We start from the raw sequence: 22,775 nt of genomic DNA, 5'->3' as shown, positions 1-22,775 counted from the left end.
TGGTCAGCCCAGTGCGTGCGGTTCGTGGCCTGCGTGCAGCGCCGCCAGTGCCCCCGTACCGCCCACGAAATGGCGCACGATCGGGGCATGCTCGTTGCGGTGCAGCGCGCGCACCTGCTCCTGCAGCGCGCGGTCTTCGGCGGTGACCCGCGCATGCTGGCGCAGGTGTTCGATCCACGACGCGGTCACGAAATACTCCAGGTGGATGCCGGGCGTCGCGACGTCCTCGGCCACGCCCCAGATCACCGCCCCGTCCCGGCGCCGGGTACGCCCCAGGGCACCGAGCAGCAGATGGAACGCCGCGCGGTCGTCCGCGTCGATCCGGTATTCCACGGTCACCAGCACCGGGCCGCGATCATGCGTGACCGGTACCGCCAGTTCGGGCGCGGGCCAGTGCCCGGTGGGTCGCAGGTCGAGGTCCTCGCTGCCGGCGATGCGCACCCGCCACACCAGCAGGCCACCGACCACCGCGCCGATCGCGGCAAGGGTCAATGCCCACGGGATCGAGGTGCGCTGCGCGATGCTGCCCCAGCTCAGGCCACCGGCCGCCATGCCGAGCGAGAACACCATGATGTACAGCGACAGCGCGCGGGCCCGCACCCAGGCCGGCACCGCGGTCTGCGCGGCGATCTGCAGCGAAGACAACACGGTGATCCAGGCGAAGCCGTTGACCAGCATGGCCAGCGGCAGCAGCGCCATGCTCCGCAGCCAGGCCAGCCCGAACAGGCTTGCTGCGCAGGCCAGGGTCGCCAGCAGCACCAGCAGGTCGCGGTCCAGGCGCGCACGCAACCGCGGCAGCAGCAACGCCCCGCTGACCGCACCGATGCCGATGCAGCCCAGCAGCAGGCCATAGGTACCCGCACCACCGCTCATCTCGCCGCGCACCACCAGCGGCAGCAGCGCGGTGGCCGCGCTGGCGAAGAAGAAGAACCCGGCCGACTTCACCAGCACCGCCTGCAGGCGACCGGCGCGCAGCGCGTAGCGCAGGCCGGCGCGCAGCCCGGCACCGAAGCCTTCCGGCGGCAGGCTGGAGGCCTGTGCCTCGGGCTTCCAGTTGAACAGCACCCACAGCATCGCGCCGAAGCTCAGGGCGTTGAGGCCGAACGCCCAGCCGGCGCCGAGCTGGGCCACGATCAGGCCGCCAATGGCCGGCCCCAGCGAGCGGGCGATGTTGATCCCGATCGAGTTCAACGCCACTGCCGACGCCAGCATCGGCCGCGGCACCAGTTCGGACACGATGGCGGCCTGCGCCGGCATCGCCATCGCCGCGCCGCAGCCCATGGCGAAGGTCAGCGCCACCAGCAGCGGCGGGCTCAGCAGCTGCAGGCCGGTCAGGGTGGCCAATGTCGCCGCCACCAGCAGCATCCAGCCCTGGGTCAACAGCAGGTAGCGGCGACGGTCGACGATGTCGGCCAGGGTGCCGGCCACCAGCGCCAGCAGCACCACCGGTACCGTGGTCGCGGACTGCACCAGCGCCACCATCAGCGGCGAGCCGGTGCGCTCGGCCATCACCCACGCTGCGGCAACGTCGTTGACCCAGGTACCGACATTGCTGCCCAGGATCGCCAGCCACATGGCGCGGAACAGCCGGATCTTCAGCGGCGACCAGGCGCCAGGGGCCGCGTTTTCGTGTGTCTCTACCATTGCCATGCTCCTACTACCGATGCAAACAGGGTGTCGCTGCCCCCGGCCTCGCGCAGGCCGGGGCCGGCATCGAACCAGGCCAGCTGACCTTTCCAGGTCCAGTGGTCGCTGGCCTGCCAGGTGGTTTCCCACTTGTATTGCTGGCCGATCCGGCGCGACGTGCCGGCGGTACCGGGCACCGCCGCCAACGGCGCCGGGGTCGTGTACACCGCATCGCTGCGGCGGTGCTTCCACGCCAGCTGCCAGCCGATTTCGGTACTGAGGCCCGCGCGCGGGCTCAGGGTCAGGGTCGGCTGCACATCGACCAGGTTCGCCGGTGCCAGCAGGCTGGCTTCGCTGAAGTAGGCCGACTTCGGGTACAGCGCATTGAAGGTACCCAAGCGGCCGTCGTGCGCATCGCGGTCGCCGCTGGCGATGTCCAGCTTGAGCCCCAGCCGCGGCTGCCAGCGCCGCGCCGGCCAGCGCAGGCCGCTGTCGCTGGCCAGGGTCCAGGCGCGGATCGCCAGGGCGTCCTGCGCGCGCGACAACGTGCCTCGCTGGGCAACCCCTTCGATGTTGCTGTCCCAGCGCGGGTGCGACGCGAACCAGCGTGCGCCCAGCGAGCGGCGGCGTTCATCGCCGCTCGCGGTGGCGAAACGTGCGTCGTCGCGGCCGTAGCCGAGCAGGTAGAGGTCCAGGCCGTTGCCCGGTCGCCCGTGCTGCCAGGTGGCATAGCTGCCCACCAGGAACTGGCCGCGGTCGCTGGGGTCGTCGAACGCACCGCTGCGGTTATCCACCGGGCGCAATGCGATCAGGTCGAGGGTGAGTCCACGCTGCTGCCAGCGCCCGCGCACGCCATCGAACGCCAGCCGGATGTTCGGCCCGTCGCGCACCGACAGCAGCCGCGAACTGCCATAGGCCGCTTCCTGGCGCCCGAGCTGCCAGCCCAGTCGCTCACCCTGCCAACGCACATAGCCCTGCTGCAGGTCCAGCGCGCCACGATCGGTCCCACCCGGCCCACCCTTGCGGCCCTGTTCGGCGTGCACGCCGAGCTGCACCATTCCATCCCAGGCGCCGCGCCGCGCCGCCGCCGAGGCCAGCGCGCGCAGCAGGCCATAGCCATCCTCGCTGCCGCCGATGCCGAAGCGGGTCGGGTCGTAATACATGCCGCGCAGGCGCAGCGACGCATCCAGCTGCAGCTCGCCAGCGCCGTCCAGCGCCACGCAGCGGCCGCTCGACCCGTCCTCACATGCGGCCGCCAGCGACGGCAAGGCCGTCGCCAGCGCCAGGCTCAGAACGCGAAGCACGAACATCCCAGCGCGCCCCAGAACGCGTTCGGCGCGTCGGTGGGAACCGGGTGGGCTGCCGCGTGGCCGTGCGCATGCGTGCGGCAACCGCCGGCGCCATGCACGTGCGCCCGGGCCACCAGCCCGGTCGCGACGCCGCCCACGTGATAGCCACCAAAGCGGTTCACCGGTGACCAGTCCGGCATGGCCGGCGGCAGGGTGGGCGCCAGCGGGCCGAAGTCGCCGTCGCCGTACACCACCCGCCCACCGACCACAGTCAGCACGCTGGTGATGTCGGCGATCGCGGCGTCCGCTACCGCGAAGAAGTCCGACGACAGCACGCAGAAGTCGGCCAGCTGGCCCACTGCCAACGTGCCCTTGCGGTCATCGTCGCCGGAGAACCAGGCGCTGCCCTGGGTCCACAGGCGCAACGCTTCCTCGCGCTCGAGCAGGTTTTCCTCGCCATACAGCGCCAGCCCGCCAACGGTGCGGCCGGTCACCAGCCAGGACAGCGCCACCCACGGGTTGTAGCTGGCCACCCGGGTGGCGTCGGTACCGGCGCCGACCGGCAACCCGGCCTGCAGCATGCGCCGCACCGGCGGCGTGTGCCGCGCGGCCTCGGCGCCGTAGCGCTGAACGAAAGCTTCGCCCTGGTAGGCCATGCGGTGCTGGATCGCCAGGCCGCCGCCGAGCGCGCGGATCCGGTCGATGTTGCGCGGGGTGATGGTTTCGGCGTGGTCGATGAACCAGTGCAGGCCGTCGAACGGTATCTCGCGGTTGACCTGCTCGTACACGTCAAGGATGCGGGTGATGCTCTCGTCGTAGGTGGCGTGGATGCGGAACGGCCAGCGCTTTTCCACCAGCAGCTTCACCACTTCGGCCAGCTCCGGCTCCATCCCGGCCGGCAGCTCCGGGCGCGGCTCGTTGAACAGTTCGAAGTCGGCCGCGGAGAACACCAGCATTTCGCCGGCGCCATTGTGGCGCAGCAGGTCATCGCCCTGGCGCGGCGCCAGCATTTCGCTCCACTGCTGGAAGTCCCGCACTTCGCTGCCCTTGTTCTGCGTGAACAGGTTGTAGGCGATGCGCACGCTGAGTTCGCCATCGCGGTGCAGCTGTTCGATGACCTGGTAATCCTCCGGGTAGTTCTGGAAGCCACCGCCGGCGTCGATCACCGAGGTGATGCCGAGCCGGTTCAGTTCGCGCATGAAATGCCGGGTCGAATTGGCCTGGTACTCGATCGGCAGGCGCGGTCCCTTGGCCAGGGTGGCGTACAGGATCAGCGCGTTCGGCTTGGCCAGCAGCAGGCCGGTAGGGTTGCCCAGGCTGTCGCGCGCGATCTGCCCGCCTGGCGGGTCCGGGGTGTTGCGGTCGTAGCCGCAGGCGCGCAACGCGGCACGGTTGAGCAGTGCGCGGTCGTACAGGTGCAGCAGGAACACCGGCGTGTCGGGGGCGATGGCATTGAGCTCGGCCAGGGTGGGCAGACGCTTCTCGGCGAACTGCTCGGCGGTGAAGCCGCCGACCACGCGCACCCATTGCGGTGCGGGGGTGATGTCGACCTGCGCCTTCAACATGGCCATCGCATCGGACAGCGAGCGCAGCCCGTCCCAGCGCAGCTCGAGGTTGTAGTTCAGCCCGCCGCGGATCAGGTGGGTATGGCTGTCGTTGAGGCCCGGCACCAGCCGGCGGCCGCCGGCGTCGATCACCGTGGCGCCGGTGAGCCCGGCGCGCACCTCGGCCTCGGCGCCGATCGCCGCGATGCGCCCGTCCACCACGGCCAGTGCATCGGCCTGCGGCAGGCGCGGGTCCAGCGTGGTGATGCGGGCATTGCGGATGAGCAGCGGGGTCATGGGGTTCTCCGGTGAAGTGGCCAGCGCGCGACCGGCCAGGCCCAGCGCCATCGCGGCGCCGGCGCCCAGCAGCAGCTCGCGGCGTGCAGGCGATTGCGGATCAGGGGACATGGGCGGCGCTCCGCTCACAGGGACTGCAGCGCCAGGGCGCCGGGCCCGGCCAGGGCGACGGCGCACAGCGCCAGCGTCCAGAACACCGGGTATTCAACGCCGCCGCGCATCCAGAACCAGCCCTTGGGCAGGGCCAGCACGGCGGTGGTGGCCAGGAACAGCGCCGCGACCGAGGCCGCCATGCGGGTCTGCCAACCCAGCAGCACCGCCACCCCGCACAGCACCTGCAGCACCGCCAGCAGCAGCGGTGCAGGTGCCGGTGCAGGCAGGCCGAACCCGCGCAGCTCGTCGGCGAACCCGGACAGGCCGGGGCCGTTGAACCAGCCGAACAGCTTGCCCAGCGCGTGCGGCAGCAGGAAGCCTCCGGCGCCCAGCCGCAGCACCAGCAGCCCCAAATCCAGGCCGGTGGTGCTGGCGGCCATGCTCAGTGGCCGCCTTCCTGCGCGCCGAACATCGCCTTGGCGTACTGGATGCCCAAGCCGTAGCCGCCGGCATGTTCGCGGGCGATGCCGGTGGTCAGGTCGTAGGTGGCCGAGCGGCCCCAGTCGCGCTGCAGTTCCAGCAGGTACTGCACCGAGGTGATCGGCACCGCGCCGGCCTGGACCATGCGGGTGACCGCGCGTTCGTGCGCTTCGTCGCTGACGTCGCCGCAGGCATCGGTGATCACGTACACCTCGAAGCCCTGCTCGATGGCCGACAGCGCCGGGCCGACGATGCACACGCTGGTCCACAGGCCGGCGAGCACCACGCGCTGCCTGCCGATGCGGTTGATCTCATCGATCACCGGCTGGTCTTCCCAGCTGTTCATGGTGGTGCGGTCGAGCACCTTCTGGCCCGGGAAGATCGCCGGCAACTCGGGGAACAGCGGGCCGGAGAACGACTTTTCAGCCACGGTGGTAAGCACCACCGGCACCTTGAAGCCGGCCGCACCCTTGGCCACCAGTGCCACGTTGTTGCGCAGCGCGGCGATATCGATGGTGCGGGTGGCGAACGCCATCTGCGACTGGAAGTCGATCAGCACGAGCGCGTGGTCGGCAGGCGACAGCAGCGAGCGGCCGGGAACGGCGGTGGCGGTGGTCATCGGGAATCCTTGCAGGAGGGGTAGGCAGATAGTGAGCGCACCAGCGCCAATGCCCTACCCCCCATGGATGGTGGGCACGACACCTCTTTTGGGGGATGCGGACCCGACGCTACCCCAGGCCCGCCCCCCGCGCCTGCCCCGAATGGGGAGTCGTCGACCGCTCCCGGCCTGCGACAATCCCCGGCGTTACCGGAGAAACTGCATGACCGCTGCACCCCCACCGATCGGCATCCTGGTGGTAGACGACCATCCCCTGCTGCGCGACGGCCTGGCCGCGCTGCTTGGCCTGCAGCCGGACATGCGCCTGCTGGGCGAGGCCGCCGACGGCGAGGCGGCGGTGGTCCAGTACCTGGCGCTGCAGCCGGACGTGGTGCTGATGGACCTGCAGCTGCCCGGCGTGGACGGGGTGGAAGCCATCACCCGGATCCGCCAGCACGATCCCCGCGCGCGGATCATCGTCCTGACCACCTACCGCGGCGACGTCCGCGCGGTGCGTGCGTTGCAGGCCGGCGCCAGCGGCTACCTGCTCAAGGACATGCTGCGGCATGAACTGGTCGACACCATCCGCACCGTGCACAGCGGCAGGCGCGCCGGCATTCCCGCGCCGCTGGCGGCCAGCATCGCCGCGCACGTGGTCGAAGACAGCCTGTCGCCGCGCGAAACCGAGGTACTCGGGCACGTCGCCTGCGGCCGCTCCAACAAGGGCATCGGCGAGCGCATGCAGATCTCCGAACAGACGGTCAAAGCGCACATGAAGAACATCATGGAAAAGCTGGGCGCCCGAGACCGTACCCACGCGGTGACCCTGGCGCTCAAGCGCGGCATCATCAGCCTCGACGATGCCGCCGACGCCGCCGGCTGAACTCAGCGACGCCGTACCACCAGGCTCATTGCCGCAGTGGCCACCGCCAGGCCGGCAACGCCGCTCCAGCCGAAGTGCGCCAGCGCCACCGCGCCGAGGGCGCCCCCGGCGGACATGCCCAGGAACACCCCGGTGAACAGCAGCGCGTTGAGCCGGCTGCGCGCTTCCGGCGCCAGGCCGTAGACCAGGGTCTGGTGCGAGACCAGCGCGGCCTGGAAACCGAAATCGAACACCACCGCGCTGATCGCCAGCAGCGGCAGCACGGCCGCGCGCGGCAGCCAGCGGTCCAGCAGCAGCAGCGCGAAGCCGGCCAGTGCGATCAGGATGGCGATGCGCGCCACCGCATGGCTGCCCAGCCGGTCGGCCCAGCGCCCGGCCAGCGGCGCGGCCAGCGCACCGGCCGCGCCGGCGATGCCGAACGCACCGGCCACCGCACTGCCCAGCTGGTAGCGGCTGTGCAGCATCACCGCCAGGGTCGACCAGAACGCACTGAAGCCCACCGCCAGCAGTCCCTGCGCGAGCATCGCGCGGCGCAGCTGCGGTTGCCCGCGCCACAGGTGCCCCAGTGAACGCAGCAGCGCCGGGTACCCCAGCGAGGTGGTCGGGGCCAGGTGCGGCAGTTCGCGCGCCAAGGCCAGCGCCATCACCACCACCGATGCCGCCGCGAACCCGAACATCGCCCGCCAGCCCAGCGCCTGCGCCACCAGCCCACTGGCCACCCGCGAGAGCAGGATGCCCAGCAGCAGGCCGGTCATGACCTTGCCGACTACCGCGCCACGCTGGTGTTCGGGGGCGAGCATCGCCGCGGTCGGCACCACGTCCTGCGCGACCGTGGCCATCAACCCGACCAGCAGGCTGGCCAGCAGCAGCGACGGCAGGCCGCCGGACACGGCCGCGCCCACCAGCGCCGCGGCCAGCAGCAGGGACTTGAACAGGATCAGCCGCCGCCGGTCGACCCGGTCGCCCAGCGGCGCCAGCAGCAGGATGCCCAGCGCGTAGCCCAGCTGGGTCAAGGTCGGCACCATGCCGGTGGCCTGCGCATCGCTGCCCAGGCCAGCGGCGATCACCCCCAGCATCGGCTGGCTGTAATAGATCGACGCGACCGAAAAGCCGGCGCCAGCCGCCAGCGCCACGATCAACCGCGACGGGACGCCGGTTCGTTCGGGCACCAGGGCCCCTATATGCACGCTGGACATGATCCACTCCATGAAACAGTAAGTGGTGCAAGGATCGTGCTTGGAACAGCAGGCGTGTAGTAGGCTTGAGTACATATCCATCATACGAAGGTTGCATGGCCATCGCCTCCCCGGTCGTCGGCGCGGACCGGATCGACCTGCTGCATACCTTCGTCCGCATCGTGGAAAGCGGCAGCCTGTCGGCCGCGGCCGCGCAGCTGGGCACCACCCAGCCCACGGTCAGCCGCCGCCTGCAGGCGCTGGAACGGTTGTTCGGCCTGCACCTGATCCAGCGCTCCACCCACCGCATGACCCTCACCGCGGACGGCGAGCGCTGCTACGCGCACGCGCGGGCGCTGGTCGACGAGTGGGATGCGATCCAGGCCGACCTGCGCGGTGAACGCGAAGTGCCGCGTGGCCGACTGCGCGTGGTGGTGCCGCATGCGTTCGGCCAGGCCCAGCTGCTGGAACCGATGCTGCAGTTCCTTGCGCGCTACCCGCAGGTGACGCTGGAATGGATGCTGGAGGACAGCCCGGTGGATTTCATCGCCGATGGCGTCGACTGCGCGATCCGGGTTGGCGGCGTGGACCAGCCACAGCTGGTGGCGGTGCCACTGGCGGAGGTGCCGCGCATCGTCATCGCCGCCCCCGCGCTGGTGGGCGCGGCGGATCCGCACGACGCCGCGCTGCTGCCACGGCTGCCGTGGATCGCGCTGACCACGTTCTACCGCGAACGTTTCAGCCTGTTGCCGGCCACCGGCGGTCCGGCACTGCGGGTGGACATCCAGCCGCGCCTGCTCACCGACAACCTGTTCGTGGTGCGGCGTGCCGCGCTCTCCGGCCTCGGCGCCGCGGTGGTGTCGTCATGGCTGGTGACCGATGACCTGCGCGAGGGACGCCTGCTGCAGCTGGTGCCCGGCTGGGAAGCGCCACCGCTGCCGGTGCACCTGGTGTTCCCGTCCGCACGCCAGATCCCGTCGCGGCTGCGCGCCTTCATCGACACGATGAAGGCCAGCCTGCCGCACACGCATGGCATGCGATCGCTGGGCTGACCGGGCGCATCGGAGCGGCTTGACCTCAATCGCGGTTGAGGTGGCACAGTATCGCCATCTTCGAAACATGGACCGCACCCGATGACCGATACCGCTGCTCCCCCCACCCAGCGCGCGCTGTGGAACGGTCCGGCAGGCGATGCCTGGGTGCAGGCGCAAGCGCTGCTGGACGGTCTGTTCGCCGGCTTCGTTCCTGTCCTGGCCGACCCCATCGCAGCCAGCCCCGATGCACATGTCCTGGACGTGGGCTGCGGCACCGGCGCACTGTGCCTGGCCATCGCCGAGCGGCTCGGTCCTGCCGGGCGCTGCAGCGGCGTGGATATCTCCGCACCGATGATTGCCGTGGCCCGCGAGCGCGCCCGCGGCGCCGGGAAGGCCATCGACTTCACCGTGGCCGATGCCGCGCAGCAGGTCTTCGCCCCGGCCAGCCTGGACCGCATCGTGTCGCGCTTCGGGGTGATGTTCTTCGACGACCCGGTGCAGGCGTTCGCCCAGCTGCGCGGCGCGCTGCGCAGCGGTGGCAGCCTGCACGCAATCGCATGGCGCGACCCGGGCGACAATCCGTTCATGACCACCGCCGAGCGTGCCGCCGCGCCCCTGCTGCGGCTGCCGGCGCGTGCCGAAGGAGGTCCCGGGCAGTTCGCATTCGCCGATCCGGAAAAGGTGCGGAGCATCCTCGAAGGCAGCGGCTGGAACGGCATCGAGATCACCGCGCTGGACATGGAATGCCGCATGGCGGCGGACGAGCTGCCGACCTACGTTTCGCTGCTCGGCCCGGTCGGCCAGGCGCTGCGTGCCAACGACCTGGAGCCTGCGGCGCGCACGCGCATCCTGCACGCGGTCGTGGACGCGTTCGCACCGTTCGTGCACGGCAGCGAGGTTGTCTTCAATGCCGCCTGCTGGTCGATACGCGCCGGGTAAACGAATCCTGTAGCCTCCGTTCCAGCTGCCCGCCATCGGAGTCCGTCCCGTGCCTTCGTCCACGCCCGCCGTAGCTGTCGCCACCCTGCTCTGCTTCGCCATCGCCTCCGCGCTGCATCCTGCGCCGGCCGCTGCCCAGGCACCGCCGCGCGCCGCCGCCACGCCGCAGGCGCAGACCTTCAACGCCCTGCTCGACGCGCAGACCCTGGCCGCGATCAACGCCGACCCCGAGCTGCGCACCCTGCTCGGGATCGGCGGTCCCGGTGCCGAAGAAAGCGCCAGCCGCCTCACCGATGTGTCGCTGGCCCAGCGCGAGGTCAACCGCCGCCTGCTGGCCGACAACCTGGCCGCGATCAAGGCCTGGAACGGTGCACCGCTGGACCCGCAGCAACAGCTCAGCGATGGGCTGGCGCGCTGGTTCTACCAGGCCCAGATCGACCTGATGGCGGTGCCGTGGTCGGCCGCGTGGCTGCCGGTCGGCGGCAGCACCTATGCGGTGGACCAGCTGTTCAGCCTGCCGGTGAACCTGCCGCAGTTCTTCGACAACCAGGTGCCGGTGACCGACGTGGCCAGCGCGCGCCGCTACATCGCGCGCCTGCAGGCCATGGGCGGCAAGCTCGACCAGGTCCGCGCCAACCTGGACATGCAGGCCGCGCAGGGCGTGGTGCCACCCGAGGTGGCGCTGGCCGGCGCGGAAACCCAGTTCCGGACCCTGTTGGCCCCTGCTCCCGGCGACAGCCTGTGGGTGGCCGCGTTGCAGCGCAGGCTCGACAAACTGTCCGACCTGCCCGCCACCGACCGCACCGCGCTGGTTGAACAGGCCACCACTGCCGTACGCGACTCGGTCAATCCCGGTTACCAGCGCCTGCTGGACCGCGTAGTGGCGCTGCGGGCGACCCACCCCGGCAACAAGGGCATGTGGGCGCTGCCGCACGGCGATGCCTACTACGATGCCGCGCTGCGCTGGTACACCAGTACCGACCTGGGCGCCGACGCCATCCACCAGATCGGCCTGGGCGAAGTGGCGCGCCTTGAGAAAAGCATGGACGCACGGCTGCGTGAGCTGGGCCTGCGCGAGGGCACGGTGGCCGCGCGCATCCGCACACTGCGCGAGGACCCACGCTACCGCTACGCCGACAGCGAGGCTGGCCGCCAGCAGCTGATCGGCGACATCGAGCAGCGCCTGCGCGCTCTCGACCCGCTGCTGCCGACGTACTTCGGCCACCTGCCACCGCAGAAGCTGGTGGTGCAGCCGGTGCCGGCGCACATGCAGGCGACCTCGCCGGGCGGTTACTACTATCCGCCGGCGCTGGACGGATCGCGCCCCGGCACGTTCTACATCAACCTGGGCGACATGGCGTCCAACACCCGCTGGAGCCTTCCCACCCTCACCTACCACGAGGGCTCGCCCGGCCACCATTTCCAGATCTCGATCGGGCAGACCCTGACCGACCTGCCGCTGCTGCGGCGCAGCCTCAACCCCAGCGCCTTCTCCGAAGGCTGGGCGCTGTATGCCGAACAGCTGATGGCCGAAGCCGGCATATACAAGGACGATCCGGCCGGCGACATCGGCCGCCTGCAGGCCGAGATGTTCCGCTCGGTGCGGTTGGTGGTGGACACCGGCCTGCACCGCAAGCGCTGGACGCCGGAACAGGCCATCGCCTACATGGAGGAAAAAACCGGCATGCAGGCTTCGGACGTGCGGATCGAGGTCAACCGCTACCTGGTCCAACCCGGCCAGGCGTCGTCGTACAAGATGGGCCAGCTGCGCCTTCTCGCCCTGCGCGAAAAGGCCCGCACGCAGCTTGGCGAACGCTTCGACATCCGCGCCTTCCACGATCTGATCCTGGGCAACGGCGCCATGCCGATGACCGTGGTCGAGCAGGCGGTGGATGCCTGGATCGCCGCGGGTGGGAGCCCGCCGCAGCGCGCGCCCTGACCGGTAGAAATACCTAGGGCGGCTCGGTGAAACTCCGGTTGTCGGCGCGAAACCGCGTGCGCACAGTGGGGCATGGCCTGCGCCGCAGGCCGTCACCCGCCGGAGAGCACCATGCGCCTTTCCCGTTCCTGCCTGCTGCTGGCGTTGTTGCTGGCGCCGCCCTGGGTCGTGTCCACCGCCACTGCCGCGCCACCCACCGCCAGCGACACCGTCGGCGCGGCCACCCGCGACCCGGATGCGATCGCCGCGCTCGAGCGCATGGGCAAGGCCCTGCGCGCGCTGCCGCAGTTCGCCCTGTCGGCCAATACCCGCACCGACTATGTGCTCGAGGACGGGCAGAAAGTGGCCCTGGCCGGTACGGTGGACTACAAGGTGATCGGGCCGGACCGCTTCTTCGTGGAAGTCCGCAGTGAGCACCAGCACCGCCAGCTGTTCTATGACGGGCATACGCTGACCATCGCCTCGCCCGAACAGAAGTACTACGCGCGGGTGGAGAACCTGGACCGCAGCATCCAGGCCCTGCTCAACGATTCGGCGACCCAGCTGGGCATCGAATTCCCGCTGGCCGACCTGTTCCTGTGGGGTACCCCGGGGTTCCCGACCGAGCGCATCGACTCGGCGCTGTTCGTCGGCACCGACCGCATCGACAACCAGCCCACCCGCCACTACGCGTTCCGCCAGCCCGGCGTGGACTGGCAGGTGTGGATCTCCGACACCACCCGGCTGCCGCTGCAACTGCTCATCACCAGCCACGCCGACCCGGCACTGCCCAGCTACCTGGCGACGTTGGACTGGAACACACGCAGCGCGGTGGCCGCCAACGACCTGGTGTTCCGCCCCGACGGCGCCACCCGCATCGTGTTCGTGCCGGTGGCCGTGGCCGCCGATGACACAGCCACTGGAGGCCGCTGAAATGACCCTGCCCAGCTCGATGCGCACCGCGCTGCTGACCGCCCTGCTGTGCGCCGGCACGTCCGCGATGCTGCTGCCGGCCTCTGCCGAGGCCCGGCCCGGCCTGCGTGGCTTCGCCCATCCCTCGATTGCCGGTCACGGCGGTTTCGGTGGCGGTGGCGGCTTCCACGGCGGCGGCGGCTTCACCCCGCATCCCGGTCCTGGTCCCGGCCCGGGTCCACATCCGGGTCCTGGGCCTGGACCGCATCCCGGCCCTGGCCCTGGCCCTGGTCCTGGTCCTGGTCCTGGTCCTGGTCCTGGTCCTGGTCCGCATCCTGGCCCTGGCCCCGGCCCCGGTCCACATCCCGGACCCGGTCCCGGTCCGGGACCCCATCCGTATCCCCCGCCGCCGCCCCCGCCGCCGCCCTACTGGGACCATCCGTTCTGGGATGCAGCCGCTTTCACCGCCGGGGCCGCGCTCACCGCTGCGGCGATCGGCTCGGTGGTGTACAGCCTGCCGGTGGACTGCAGCACGGTGGTGATCGACGGCATCGGCTACCAGCAGTGCAGCAATGGCTGGTACCAGCCGCGTTATGTCGGCACCACCGTGCAGTACATCGTCGTGGACGCGCCGCGATGAGCGGCGCGCGGCTGCGATGATCACCCACCCCTGGTTCTGGATCCTGTGCCTGTTCCTGGTGCCGCTGCTGGCCGCGCTGGTGGTCAGCCTGTTCGTGCGCAAGCGCGGCATCAGCGCCAACGCGGTGCTGGCATGGTTCGTCCTCGTCTGCTGGGTCGGCGCGCTGGCGGTGATCCTGGCGCAGGTGCTGTAACCCTGCGTGGCGCCGGCCAACCGCCGGCGTCACAAGGCTTGGCCGAGCTCGATGAAGACCACGCGGTGGCCGCCTTCGCGCATGCCCAGGCCGAAGATCAACGGCCCGATCCAGGAATCGAAGCCGAGGAACAGGCTGCCGTTCCAGATGCCGTCGCTCAGCGACATGTCCGAACGACGCTGCCAGGCATTGCCGTATTCCACGGTGCCGCCCACCTGCGCCGACCGGCCCAGCACCTTCCCCAGCTCATAGGTGTAGCCGGCAAACCCCAGCGCATAGTCCTGCCCGGTCAGCTGGTTGTGCTGGAAGCCGGCCAGCCGCCAGCGTCCGCCCAGGCGGTACAGGCTCTGCACCGGGGCGGTGCCGGACGCGGTCACGTGGTAGCGCAGTCCCAGCTGCAGCGCGCTGCTGCCGAACGGGAAGGCCCCCACTGCGTCCAGGTCGATCTGGCCGAAGCGGCTGTCGGCACCCAGGCTCTCGCGCGACTGGTAGGTCCCCAGCCTGACCAGGAAACCGTCGCGGGGGAAGTACACGCTGTCGATGTTGTCGTAGGCGGCGCTGGCGGTCAGCGCGCCTTCGTCGAAATCGGTGCGCGGGACCCGCGGCGAGCCGATGTCCATGCTGGCCCTGCCAGCGAACCGCTCCACGCCGACGCGCAGCGAGAGCACGTTGGACACGTTGCGGACCATCGCCACGCTCGCGCCCGCACGCTGCACGCGGTAGCGCGAGGTCTTGTTGCCGTCCGCGTCGAACACGTTGAAGCTGCGTGTCTCGTAGCCGCCCGCGGCGGCGAAGGCATACCGGTTGCCGACATCGAAGGGATGGTAGTAACTGCCCTGCAGGGCCGGCTCGCTGCCTATCTGCAGGGTCACCCGCGCCTCGGCGCCATACGGCGACAGCGGCGCAAACAGCAGGCCGGCGCGCAGATTGCTTTCATGGTTGCCGTCCAGGTCGTTGCTGAGCCTGACACCGGCCTCCAGGTAGGCCGGACCATTCGGTTTCTCGTACGCGGTGATCACCACGCCGACCTGGTCGCCGCGACGGATTTCCTCGTAACTGATGCTGGCCAGGGTATCCATCCCGTAGGCGCGCAGTACGCCGTCCTGCATCGCCCGGCTGTCCAGCGGCCTGCCGATCTCCACCGGCAGGTAGGACAGCAGCAGCTGGTCGGCGTAGCCGGTGTGGTTGCGCACTTCCACGAACGCGATCGGCGCCGGCTCGGTACTGGCGGCTCGCTGCGCGCGGGTCGCATACCAGCGCTGCCAGGCCGGCTCCGGTTGCGAGAACGCGCGCAGAGCCGGCGCGGCGCGGTCGGCGGCCTGTTGCCCGATCTCCAGCGCTTCGGGGGCCTTGTCGAACTCGCCGGTGGCCACCTTGCCGGTCAGTTCCGGCGCGATCAGCAGGTCCTGCGCGCCCAGCGTGTCCAGCTGGCGCTGTGCGTTGCGGGTGGTCAGGAAGCCACTGAGCTGGCTGATCACGTCGACCAGGCTGGCGTCACGATCCAGCTCGCTCAGGGGCGTGCCGACATCCACCGCGATCACCCGCTCGGCACCCATCGCACGCACCACGTCGATCGGCACCTGGTTGGAGACGCCGCCATCGAGCAGGACCCGGCCGTCGATCGCCACCGGGCGGAAGATGCCCGGCAGCGACATGCTGGCGCGCATCGCCATCGGCAGGCTGCCATGGCCAAGAACCACCGCCTGGCCCGTGTTGAGGTCAGTGGCGACGGCGCGGAACGGAACGGAGAGATCATCGAAATCGCCGCTGACCCGGCTGCCGCCGGTAGCGGTCTCGAACAACGCGATCAGCCGCTCGCCCTGCGACACGCCTCCAGACAACTGGATGCGCTTGCCCTGCCCGCCCAGTCCGATGCCGATCGGCGCCAGCTGTTCGTAGTCGTCTGCCTTTCGCTGCAGCGAGCGCTCGCGGCGCGGCAGCGTATCGCTGAACATCGCCATCCATTGCGTGTCCAGCACCACCTGCTCGATCTGCGCCGGGCTCTTGCCGGACGCATACAGCGCCCCCACCAGGGCGCCCGCGCTGGTGCCGGCAATGCAGTCCACCGGGATCCGCAGCGCTTCCAGCTTGCGCAGGATGCGCACGTGGGCGATGCCGCGCGCGCCCCCGCCGCCCAGCGCCAGCCCGATCCGCGGCCGGGTGTCGCCCGGTTCGCGGTGGCCGCAGCTGCCGCCGATGGGCATGTTCACGGCCGGAGCCTGCTGGCTCCAGGCCGGCGCTGCCGCGCCAAGAAGGGCCAGCAGCAGCGTGGAAGCGGCGGGAGCTGCGCGGCTCGTCACGGGGGCACCTCGTCGGGACGGGTCGTGAACGGAGAAAGTGCGCGACGCCGTGCCAGTGGGAGGGATGGGCCCTGGCACGACGCCACGCGGTGAAACCGATGCCGCGCTGGCTCAGCGCGCCGGCGCTGAACCCGGCGGGAAGTTGGCGAACAGCTTGTCCAGCCCGGCTTCCACCGCCGCGTTGACGCGTTCCGGCGAGGTCGGCACCGTGCCACCGGCCGTGCCGCGCCAGACCGCCTGCTTGCTGCGCGCATCGAACATGTCCACCACCAGCGTGCCGACGTCATAGGTACGCACCGTGGTCGTGGCCGAGCCCATGCCCATGCCACCGCCCCAGCCGCCACCGCGCCAGCCCCAGCCGCCCATGTTGCTGCCGGTGTAGAAGGTGTCCAGTGTCTGGCGCTGGGTGGTCACGATATGCGCGGCGATCGCCACGTCGCCGTTGGCGGCCTGGGTCCAGCCGCGCGCGGCCAGGCGGGCGTCGATGCCGTCGACGATCCGCTGCTGCACCAGCGGCGAACCGCCCTGCGGCTTCATCGCCCAGCTGTAGGTCTTGAACGAGGCGAAGTTCGCGCCGGGATCGAAATCGGTATGGACGGTGGGCGTGGAGGCGCAGGCCACCAGCAGGGTGGCGAGGACCGCAATCGCGAAGGCTTTCATGGCACGGGCTCCAGATTCGAATGGGAACGTCACGTTGCACACAGCGTACTGCGCACGCACTGCCGGGTAATCCGCATAACTACGCAGGCCGAGCAGGCAAAACTACCGGTCCGCCGCCGCTCAGCGCGGCGCGTTGATCACCACGTACTGCACGGTGGTACCGCTGTAGCGCGGCTCGTACCAGGTGTTGCCGCACTGCTGGTAGGCCATGCCGTTGATCACCGTGGTCACGCAGCTGGGCGGGATCGAATTGACGATGGACCCGATTACCGCCGAGGTCACGGCCACCCCGGCGGTCACCGCCGCGGCCGTGGCGAAGGGATGGTCGTCCCAGCTGTTCCAGTGGTCGTCGTGGTGGTCGTGGTAGTCCACGTCGACGTTCACGTTGCGATTCACATTGCGGTTGACGTTGCGGTCGACATTGCGATTGATGTTGCGGTCGGCGTTGCGGTTGATGTCACCGCCACGCGCGTGGTTTCCGCCGCCCCGGTTGACCGCACCGCCCTGCGGTCGCTGCACCGGGCGATTGATGTTGGCGTGGGCACCGGCGCGTGCCGCGCCGCCCCCACCGCGATGCCCATGCTGTGCATGGGCCAGCGTATTGCCCAGCGCCAGCACCACCAGCAGGCTGCCCGCGCAGGCGCGCAGGAGGGTTCGATGATCTGCTGCCAGCATGCGCATGTCAGTTCTCCGGGTCTGCGTCGGGTACCACGGCGGCAACTTCCACCGGCACCAGCTTGATCCGGGCGACATCCGCCGCCGGAGTGAACTGGAAGGCCGAGGCAGGTACCGGCGCCCTGGTGTCCCAGCGCAGGCGCGCGCGGTACTGCGGCTGTGCGGGGTCGTCCAGCGAATTGATCACCAGCTTCTTCGGCAGCGAGGTCGCGCTGGAGATCCAGACCTGCCAGTCCACCCCGTCCTGCTTGAAGGCGTACTGTTCGATCGCCTCCCCGTCGAGGGTGCCGCCACCCACGTGCAGCGCGCCGCGGATGGCAGTCTTGGGTGCCTTGTCGGTGCCCCAGAGGAACATGTCCGCCAGCGGCATCTCGATCCCGTAGCGGTTGGCGGCCGCTTCCACCAGTTCGCCGAGGGTGGCGCCCACGTCCTCCACCTGTGCGTAGTACTTCAATCGCGGCGAGTACAGCGTCAGGCGGTTGCCGTCGTAGATCAGCTGGCGCAACTGGCGGTCGCTGCGCAGTTCCAGGAACAGCTGGTCCGGGCGTTTGACCTTGTAGGTCACCACGCCGTCCAGCTCGATCTTCTGCCCATCCTCCAGCACCACCTCGGTACTGGCGTCGGACACCAGCGAGAAATGGTCCAGCGCTCGCAGCGCGGCGCCCATGCGGTCCAGCGCGGCCAGCGCCTGCGGATCGCGGTCCTGCCCGGTTGCGGTCGCCGCGGCCGCCGGCGCCGGTGGCGCGGCGGACACCGGAAATGCAGTGGCGCCCACCCCGGCCAGCAGCAGGCAGGCAGCGTAGCCAAGTGTCGTTGCAGGGGTTGGCATGGACCAGTCTCCAGGAATGCGAAGGGCCAGAAGCCAGTTCAGAAACCGGCGCTCAGGGTGACGCTCCAGGGATCGCCCTCGAAGCGGTTGCGTACGCTGAGTTCACTCAGGTAGCGGAAGGACACGTCCAGGTGCTCGCCGCCAGACCACTTCTTTCCGTAGGAGATGACCGGCCCCAACCCAAACGAACGGCCCTTGAAGCCATCCAGGCGGTCGGCGATATCGCCATCGTCGTCCTGCACCTGCTGCAGCCAGCCGCCGGCTGCGCCGAACCCCCACCCGCTCGGCGTGCGCTTGACCAGCAGCGCGTCGGCGCGCAGCACCAGGCCGTTTTTGTAATCGGTGTCGTCATTGCGGCTGTACCAGTCCATGCCGCCGAGCACGCTGAATTCCAGCGTGCCCTTCTGGAACAGGTGGGTGTAGCCCACCGCCGGCGATACCGTCCACACATTGAGGCCCGGGTTGGCCAGCTTGCCCGGGGTGTACCGGGCGGTCGGCGCATACACATACAGCCCGAAGGACACATGCTGGACCTGGTCGATGTGGTACCCGGCGATGACCGGCGCGAAGTACACGTCGAACAGGTTGGAGGTGCTGTCCTGGGTGCGCACCTGGTTGCCCAGCGGACCCTGCAGGCCGGCGGTGATGTCCGCGTCGATGTACGGCACGGTCAGCATCGACGCGAAGTTCCATTTGCCCGGGCCGGTCGGCCACACGTAGACGCCGGTGGCGGCGGTCAGGCTGACGTCCGCCTCCAGCCCCAGCGACACCTGGCCGGCGATGGGGGCTGCACGGCTGCCGCTGATCTTGCCGTCGTAGTGCACGTAGCTGAGCGACCACTGCATGCCGGGCTCAGGGGGAATCACGCCCACGTAGGAGGTGATCTGCATCCCGGTGATGGAACGGCCCAGGCCGCCCTCCACTGCATGCGCCGGCAGCGCCGCCACCAGCGCCAGTGTCCCGAGCAGCACCGCGCAGGCAACGCAGTTGCGGCGGTAGTGGGCGGGCGTCGTGATGGGCATGGCAATCACCTCGTTGCAGCAGGAAAAGGAAGCTCAACGTTCCACGCAGCGGAACCCCACGTGGCAGGTCGAGGTATCGATGGGTTGCGCCATGCGTGCCGCTGGGCGGTAACGCCGGCAGTAGTTCGGCGCGCACAGGTGCGAGCCGCCTTTCATGACCCGTCGCGGGATCGCGCTGCGGTCGTGCCGGTCATGGCTGCGCTCGCGCACCCCGCCACGCGGGTTGTCGATCGCACAGCAGGGCTTGCCCTGCAGCTGGTCGTGCTGCTGGTACCAGTCGCTGGTCCACTCCCAGACGTTGCCGATCATGTCGTACAGGCCATGGCCGTTGGGCGGGAAACTGCCCACCGGGGAGGTCCAGCGGAACCCGTCCTCGTCCAGGCTCTGCCACGGGAAGTCGCCCTGCCAGGTATTGGCCTGGTGGCGGCCGCGCACGGTCAGGCTGTTGCCCCACGCGAATTCGGTCTCCTGCGTGCCGCCGCGGGCGGCGAACTCCCACTCGGCCTCGGTCGGGAGGTCCTTGCCGATCCACTGCGCGTACGCCAACGCGTCGGCGAAGTTGACGTGGACCACCGGGTGGTCGTCCATGCCCTGCAGGTGGGTGAAGGGTCCGCGCGGGTGGCGCCAGTCGGCACCGGCCACGTACTGCCACCAGTTGTGGGTGTTGGACATGTCGACCGGGCGCGACGGTTGCACGAACACCACCGACGAGGGCACCAGCAGCGCCGGATCGGCGCCCGGGTAATCGCGCGGATCGGCCGGGCGTTCGGCGGCGGTCACGTAGCCGGTGTCGCGCACGAAGCGGGAGAATTCGCGGTTGGTGACCGGGTAGCGGTCGATCCGGAACGGCCCCACCCGCACCTTGTGCGCCGGGCGCTCCTCCGGATAGTGGTCATTGGACCCCATCAGGAAGAGCCCGCCTTCGAGGTCGATCATGGTGTCCGCAATCACGCTCATGCACAGGTCCTCAGCCAAATGGGGCGACATTGAAGGTCATGCTGACGATCGCCAGCACGCCCAGGCCCCACAGCAGGCCGGCGGTGATCAGGGTCAGCGACACGGGGTAGTGGCTCTGTCCGTGGATCAGTCCCTGCTCGGTCATCAGCGCGCGCTCGGCGCGCAGCTCCTTCATGTAGCGCAGGTGGTAAACAATCCCAAGGGTGAGCAGCACCAACCCCAGCGCGACCAGGGCCACGCCGAAGTTGCGCGGCGCGTGCGGACGCAGCCCGCCCTGTGCCGTTTCCACCATGTGGCCGAAGAACTGGTAGATGGTGAAGCCGAACCCGATCAGCGACAGCGCCGTGCGGATGATGGACATCAACGTGCGGTCCGCACTCATGCGGGTGCGCTGGAAGGACATGCCGGTGCGGCGCGATGACAGCTCGATCGATGCTTCGTCGGCGCCTCCCAGCAGCTCCCTGGCGTGGGCGATGCCGCGTGCGCGGTTGCGAAGCAGTTCGTCGTCGGAAGCGGAATCGTTCATCGGTCTACTTGTGCTCCGGCGGGGTGGGATGACGCTTGAGCCAGCGGCTGGCGATGCGGTCGATCGGCCCGCGCAGCAGCAGATACGGGATGAATCCCAGCACCACGGCGATCACGAACGCTTCGGCCGGATACCTGAAACCACCCAGGGTGCGGACCTGGTAGATCACGTCCATCGCCACGCCCAGCAGCAGGATCCGCGCAGTGGCGGTCACGCCTTCGCGCCACGCCGCCCTGCGTGCCACCGGCTCGCTGTGCGCGATCCGCCACGCGTACGGGGTGCGCCCGGACCTTGCGTCGCGGATACCGTCGATCAGCGCGGTGATCAACGCCATGGTGGGCTGCAGGAAAAAGCGGAAGGTCATCGGACCGTCGGCGCGATGGATCATGTCGGTCCAGAACCGGGTCAGGAAGTCGATCACCAGGAGCAGCATTGCCGGATTCCATGCGACAGGGATCCAGCTTGTACGCGCGTCCGCAGGCGCACAACCCAGATAAGTACTGCATCGCCACCAGTATTTTTACTGCGCCGCCCGCGGGCGCAGGCGGCGCTATCCTCGCGGTGGACGCAAACGGGGCACCTGCATGGTCCGGCATGGCTATTCGTTGATGCGCGGTGGCCTGGTGCACCGCCTGCTGGACGCGACCGGCGCCACGCGCCGCAGCCGGCACCTGTCGTGGTGGCTGGCACTGGCGTTGCTGGCGGTGGCGCTGCTGCCGCTGCTGCTGCTGTGCGCGGGCAGCGGCTGGCTTCTGCCCCGCGCGTCCGGCATGCCCCTGTCGGGCGATTACGCATCACTGGCACGCCTGCTGTTGGCCCTGCCGCTGCTGGTGGTCGCTGCGCCGCGCGCGGACGCGCTGCTGCACAATGCCTTCCGTCAGCTCTCGCACCCCGCGGTGGTAACGGAGAGGCGCCTGCCACGGCTGGAGGCGTTGCTGGCAAGCGTCCGCCGCGGTCGCGACGGCTGGCTGCCGGAGGCGGTGTGCGTGGTACTGGCCTGGCTGCCCGCGCTGATCGGCGAGGCACCGGTCACGCTGCTGCCGGGCGTTGTCGACTGGCGCATGGATGGCAATGCGTTGAGTGCGGCCGGCCACTGGTACGAATGGGTGTCGCTGCCGCTCTACCGGCTGGTACTGCTGTTGTGGTGGTGGCGCTTCCTGCTCTGGATGGGGCTGCTGTGGCGCCTGCCCAGGGTCGGGCTGACGCTCCGCCCGCAGCATCCGGACGGCGCCGGCGGGCTGGGCTTCCTTGGGCGCGCCCAGGAACGCTTCGCGGTGCTCGCACTGGTCGGCGGGATACTGGTGGCCGGTGCGTGCCTGAACCAGATCACCTATCTCGGCGCCACCCTGCATGACCTGCGCCACCTGCTGGGTGGCTACGTGGTCGGCGCCACGTTTGTCCTTGTCGCGCCACTGTTCCTTCTGGCCCCACCGATGGTGCGGGCCAAACGCCATGCCCTGTTCCGCTTCGACGCCCTCGCCTCGCGCATGGCCGCCACCTTCGATGCGCGCTGGCATCCGCTGCGCGCGCCGACGCGCCCGGCCGATTCACTGCTCGACCACGGCGACCCGTCCGCGCTGGCCGACTTCAATGCCGTCTACCAGGGCGTGGCAAGGATGGCGATCGTGCCGGTCGACCGCTGGGTGCTGCTCTGGATCGCCCTGCACGCGGCGCTGCCGTTGTGTCCGCTGGTGCTGCTGGCGATGTCGGTGGACGAGCTGGTCGCCAAGCTGTTCGGCATCCTGCTCTAGCGGGCGCGCTGCTGCGTGCCTGACGACAACAGGGCGGAGGACAACGAACGCGACACGAACGGCTCGCCCCGCGACGCGGCCAGGACCGCAGGCGCCAGGTCGTCTCCCGCGTCGGACTTGAGCACGTAGCTGCAGGCGCCGAGCGCCATCGCCTGGGCCACCATCTGCGGCTCGGCATGCACGGTGATGAACACCACCCCGAGCACCGGCCGCTCCCGGCGCAGGCGCCTTGCCGCTTCCAGGCCGTTGACCTCCGGCATGGCGATGTCGGTCACCACCACGTCAGGCAACATGCTCTGCGCCGCCTTGACCAGCGAGGCGCCGTCCTGCACCAGGCCGATCACCTGGAACTGCTCGGCCAGCAGCCCGCGCAGCTGGCGTCCCATGGCGGAACCGTCTTCGGCCAGCAGCACGCGCACAGCATTCATGGTTTC

24 protein-coding genes are annotated in these 22,775 nt (G+C 69.9%); 8 read left to right on the top strand and 16 right to left on the bottom strand.

All coding sequences use genetic code 11. The features are described from left to right. Nucleotides 1-3 precede the first annotated feature (3 nt). The 5 genes from FSZ13_RS00350 to FSZ13_RS00330 form a co-directional block, all read right to left on the bottom strand. A complete protein-coding gene (locus FSZ13_RS00350) occupies nucleotides 4-1,644 on the bottom strand; it encodes an MFS transporter (protein WP_145477464.1) in 1,641 nt (546 codons plus the stop codon). Continuing rightward, complete coding sequence (locus FSZ13_RS00345; protein ID WP_145477463.1) at nucleotides 1,638-2,936, bottom strand: alginate export family protein; 1,299 nt, start codon at nucleotides 2,934-2,936, stop codon at nucleotides 1,638-1,640. The genes FSZ13_RS00350 and FSZ13_RS00345 overlap by 7 nt, the downstream gene beginning before the upstream one ends. Further along, a complete protein-coding gene (locus tag FSZ13_RS00340) occupies nucleotides 2,915-4,756 on the bottom strand; it encodes an amidohydrolase (protein ID WP_186308845.1) in 1,842 nt (613 codons plus the stop codon). The genes FSZ13_RS00345 and FSZ13_RS00340 overlap by 22 nt, the downstream gene beginning before the upstream one ends. Nucleotides 4,757-4,881: 125 nt before the next feature. Continuing rightward, a complete protein-coding gene (locus FSZ13_RS00335) occupies nucleotides 4,882-5,289 on the bottom strand; it encodes a DoxX family protein (protein WP_145477461.1) in 408 nt (135 codons plus the stop codon). Nucleotides 5,290-5,291: 2 nt separating this feature from the next. Next, entirely contained in the window at nucleotides 5,292-5,948 is a 657-nt protein-coding gene (locus tag FSZ13_RS00330; RefSeq protein WP_145477460.1) for a hydrolase, read from the bottom strand. A gap of 202 nt (nucleotides 5,949-6,150) precedes the next feature. Here FSZ13_RS00330 and FSZ13_RS00325 point away from each other — a divergent pair, with 202 nt between their 5' ends. After that, a complete protein-coding gene (locus FSZ13_RS00325) occupies nucleotides 6,151-6,810 on the top strand; it encodes a response regulator (RefSeq protein WP_145477459.1) in 660 nt (219 codons plus the stop codon). 2 nt (nucleotides 6,811-6,812) lie between these two features. Here the strand turns inward: FSZ13_RS00325 and FSZ13_RS00320 are convergent, their stop codons facing one another. Beyond that, nucleotides 6,813-8,006: an MFS transporter gene (locus FSZ13_RS00320; RefSeq protein WP_222116578.1), complete on the bottom strand. Its 1,194-nt coding sequence runs from the start codon at nucleotides 8,004-8,006 to the stop codon at nucleotides 6,813-6,815. Between the two features lie 95 nt (nucleotides 8,007-8,101). Here FSZ13_RS00320 and FSZ13_RS00315 point away from each other — a divergent pair, with 95 nt between their 5' ends. From FSZ13_RS00315 to FSZ13_RS00300, 4 genes are all read left to right on the top strand, one after another. Beyond that, nucleotides 8,102-9,037: a LysR family transcriptional regulator gene (locus tag FSZ13_RS00315; RefSeq protein ID WP_145477457.1), complete on the top strand. Its 936-nt coding sequence runs from the start codon at nucleotides 8,102-8,104 to the stop codon at nucleotides 9,035-9,037. A gap of 81 nt (nucleotides 9,038-9,118) precedes the next feature. Then, on the top strand, nucleotides 9,119-9,958 hold the full coding sequence (locus tag FSZ13_RS00310) for a class I SAM-dependent methyltransferase (protein ID WP_145477456.1): 840 nt from the start codon (nucleotides 9,119-9,121) through the stop codon (nucleotides 9,956-9,958). 49 nt (nucleotides 9,959-10,007) lie between these two features. Beyond that, on the top strand, nucleotides 10,008-11,897 hold the full coding sequence (locus tag FSZ13_RS00305; RefSeq protein ID WP_186308807.1) for a DUF885 domain-containing protein: 1,890 nt from the start codon (nucleotides 10,008-10,010) through the stop codon (nucleotides 11,895-11,897). A gap of 111 nt (nucleotides 11,898-12,008) precedes the next feature. Further along, nucleotides 12,009-12,809 carry a DUF2092 domain-containing protein gene (locus FSZ13_RS00300; protein WP_186308806.1) on the top strand — a complete coding sequence of 267 codons (801 nt, stop codon included), beginning with the start codon at nucleotides 12,009-12,011 and terminating at the stop codon, nucleotides 12,807-12,809. 182 nt (nucleotides 12,810-12,991) lie between these two features. On the opposite strand, the gene FSZ13_RS18525 is transcribed toward FSZ13_RS00300, so the two are convergent. Further along, nucleotides 12,992-13,150 carry a hypothetical protein gene (locus FSZ13_RS18525; RefSeq protein WP_222116603.1) on the bottom strand — a complete coding sequence of 53 codons (159 nt, stop codon included), beginning with the start codon at nucleotides 13,148-13,150 and terminating at the stop codon, nucleotides 12,992-12,994. 143 nt (nucleotides 13,151-13,293) lie between these two features. On the opposite strand from FSZ13_RS18525, the gene FSZ13_RS18660 reads away from it, so the two are divergent. Continuing rightward, a complete protein-coding gene (locus FSZ13_RS18660; protein WP_260844051.1) occupies nucleotides 13,294-13,428 on the top strand; it encodes a hypothetical protein in 135 nt (44 codons plus the stop codon). A gap of 16 nt (nucleotides 13,429-13,444) precedes the next feature. Beyond that, nucleotides 13,445-13,621 (top strand): protein BatD, encoded by a 177-nt coding sequence (locus FSZ13_RS00290; protein ID WP_145477453.1) that lies wholly within the window; start codon nucleotides 13,445-13,447, stop codon nucleotides 13,619-13,621. Between the two features lie 29 nt (nucleotides 13,622-13,650). Here the strand turns inward: FSZ13_RS00290 and FSZ13_RS00285 are convergent, their stop codons facing one another. From FSZ13_RS00285 to FSZ13_RS00250, 8 genes are all read right to left on the bottom strand, one after another. After that, the gene (locus tag FSZ13_RS00285) at nucleotides 13,651-15,921 is read right to left on the bottom strand and encodes a patatin-like phospholipase family protein (RefSeq protein WP_260844050.1); all 2,271 of its coding nucleotides are present in this window, start codon (nucleotides 15,919-15,921) and stop codon (nucleotides 13,651-13,653) included. Between the two features lie 111 nt (nucleotides 15,922-16,032). Beyond that, on the bottom strand, nucleotides 16,033-16,581 hold the full coding sequence (locus FSZ13_RS00280) for a DUF4136 domain-containing protein (protein ID WP_145477452.1): 549 nt from the start codon (nucleotides 16,579-16,581) through the stop codon (nucleotides 16,033-16,035). A gap of 120 nt (nucleotides 16,582-16,701) precedes the next feature. Next, a complete protein-coding gene (locus FSZ13_RS18655) occupies nucleotides 16,702-17,262 on the bottom strand; it encodes a hypothetical protein (protein WP_260844049.1) in 561 nt (186 codons plus the stop codon). Between the two features lies 1 nt (nucleotide 17,263). Beyond that, nucleotides 17,264-18,085 carry a DUF2092 domain-containing protein gene (locus tag FSZ13_RS00270; protein ID WP_145477451.1) on the bottom strand — a complete coding sequence of 274 codons (822 nt, stop codon included), beginning with the start codon at nucleotides 18,083-18,085 and terminating at the stop codon, nucleotides 17,264-17,266. 38 nt (nucleotides 18,086-18,123) lie between these two features. Continuing rightward, nucleotides 18,124-19,107: a SphA family protein gene (locus FSZ13_RS00265; protein WP_145477450.1), complete on the bottom strand. Its 984-nt coding sequence runs from the start codon at nucleotides 19,105-19,107 to the stop codon at nucleotides 18,124-18,126. Nucleotides 19,108-19,140: 33 nt separating this feature from the next. Continuing rightward, entirely contained in the window at nucleotides 19,141-20,064 is a 924-nt protein-coding gene (locus FSZ13_RS00260) for a formylglycine-generating enzyme family protein (RefSeq protein WP_145477449.1), read from the bottom strand. A 10-nt stretch (nucleotides 20,065-20,074) separates the two neighbouring features. Next, complete coding sequence (locus FSZ13_RS00255) at nucleotides 20,075-20,590, bottom strand: YidH family protein (protein ID WP_145477448.1); 516 nt, start codon at nucleotides 20,588-20,590, stop codon at nucleotides 20,075-20,077. A 4-nt stretch (nucleotides 20,591-20,594) separates the two neighbouring features. Continuing rightward, complete coding sequence (locus FSZ13_RS00250) at nucleotides 20,595-21,023, bottom strand: hypothetical protein (protein WP_260844048.1); 429 nt, start codon at nucleotides 21,021-21,023, stop codon at nucleotides 20,595-20,597. Nucleotides 21,024-21,174: 151 nt separating this feature from the next. Between FSZ13_RS00250 and FSZ13_RS00245 the strand changes: the two genes are divergently transcribed. After that, on the top strand, nucleotides 21,175-22,341 hold the full coding sequence (locus FSZ13_RS00245; protein ID WP_145477447.1) for a hypothetical protein: 1,167 nt from the start codon (nucleotides 21,175-21,177) through the stop codon (nucleotides 22,339-22,341). On the opposite strand, the gene FSZ13_RS00240 is transcribed toward FSZ13_RS00245, so the two are convergent. Beyond that, nucleotides 22,338-22,769: a response regulator gene (locus FSZ13_RS00240; RefSeq protein ID WP_145477446.1), complete on the bottom strand. Its 432-nt coding sequence runs from the start codon at nucleotides 22,767-22,769 to the stop codon at nucleotides 22,338-22,340. The genes FSZ13_RS00245 and FSZ13_RS00240 overlap by 4 nt on opposite strands. Between the last annotated feature and the right edge of the window lie 6 nt (nucleotides 22,770-22,775).

Origin of the sequence: Stenotrophomonas rhizophila (assembly GCF_007667275.1) — a bacterium.
GTDB classification, from domain to species: Bacteria; Pseudomonadota; Gammaproteobacteria; order Xanthomonadales; family Xanthomonadaceae; genus Stenotrophomonas; species Stenotrophomonas maltophilia_AE.
The sequence above is the reverse complement of the archived record's forward strand: the minus strand, read 5'-3'. Positions and strand labels throughout refer to the sequence as shown.

Coding starts and splice junctions, on each gene's coding strand:
- FSZ13_RS00350 (WP_145477464.1), bottom strand. CDS start 1,644: ATGGTAGAGACACACGAAAACGCGGCCCCTGGCGCCTGGTCGCCGCTG.
- FSZ13_RS00345 (WP_145477463.1), bottom strand. CDS start 2,936: ATGTTCGTGCTTCGCGTTCTGAGCCTGGCGCTGGCGACGGCCTTGCCG.
- FSZ13_RS00340 (WP_186308845.1), bottom strand. CDS start 4,756: ATGACCCCGCTGCTCATCCGCAATGCCCGCATCACCACGCTGGACCCG.
- FSZ13_RS00335 (WP_145477461.1), bottom strand. CDS start 5,289: ATGGCCGCCAGCACCACCGGCCTGGATTTGGGGCTGCTGGTGCTGCGG.
- FSZ13_RS00330 (WP_145477460.1), bottom strand. CDS start 5,948: ATGACCACCGCCACCGCCGTTCCCGGCCGCTCGCTGCTGTCGCCTGCC.
- FSZ13_RS00325 (WP_145477459.1), top strand. CDS start 6,151: ATGACCGCTGCACCCCCACCGATCGGCATCCTGGTGGTAGACGACCAT.
- FSZ13_RS00320 (WP_222116578.1), bottom strand. CDS start 8,006: ATGTCCAGCGTGCATATAGGGGCCCTGGTGCCCGAACGAACCGGCGTC.
- FSZ13_RS00315 (WP_145477457.1), top strand. CDS start 8,102: ATGGCCATCGCCTCCCCGGTCGTCGGCGCGGACCGGATCGACCTGCTG.
- FSZ13_RS00310 (WP_145477456.1), top strand. CDS start 9,119: ATGACCGATACCGCTGCTCCCCCCACCCAGCGCGCGCTGTGGAACGGT.
- FSZ13_RS00300 (WP_186308806.1), top strand. CDS start 12,009: ATGCGCCTTTCCCGTTCCTGCCTGCTGCTGGCGTTGTTGCTGGCGCCG.
- FSZ13_RS00290 (WP_145477453.1), top strand. CDS start 13,445: ATGATCACCCACCCCTGGTTCTGGATCCTGTGCCTGTTCCTGGTGCCG.
- FSZ13_RS00280 (WP_145477452.1), bottom strand. CDS start 16,581: ATGAAAGCCTTCGCGATTGCGGTCCTCGCCACCCTGCTGGTGGCCTGC.
- FSZ13_RS18655 (WP_260844049.1), bottom strand. CDS start 17,262: ATGCGCATGCTGGCAGCAGATCATCGAACCCTCCTGCGCGCCTGCGCG.
- FSZ13_RS00270 (WP_145477451.1), bottom strand. CDS start 18,085: ATGCCAACCCCTGCAACGACACTTGGCTACGCTGCCTGCCTGCTGCTG.
- FSZ13_RS00265 (WP_145477450.1), bottom strand. CDS start 19,107: ATGCCCATCACGACGCCCGCCCACTACCGCCGCAACTGCGTTGCCTGC.
- FSZ13_RS00260 (WP_145477449.1), bottom strand. CDS start 20,064: ATGAGCGTGATTGCGGACACCATGATCGACCTCGAAGGCGGGCTCTTC.
- FSZ13_RS00255 (WP_145477448.1), bottom strand. CDS start 20,590: ATGAACGATTCCGCTTCCGACGACGAACTGCTTCGCAACCGCGCACGC.
- FSZ13_RS00250 (WP_260844048.1), bottom strand. CDS start 21,023: ATGCTGCTCCTGGTGATCGACTTCCTGACCCGGTTCTGGACCGACATG.
- FSZ13_RS00245 (WP_145477447.1), top strand. CDS start 21,175: ATGGTCCGGCATGGCTATTCGTTGATGCGCGGTGGCCTGGTGCACCGC.
- FSZ13_RS00240 (WP_145477446.1), bottom strand. CDS start 22,769: ATGAATGCTGTGCGCGTGCTGCTGGCCGAAGACGGTTCCGCCATGGGA.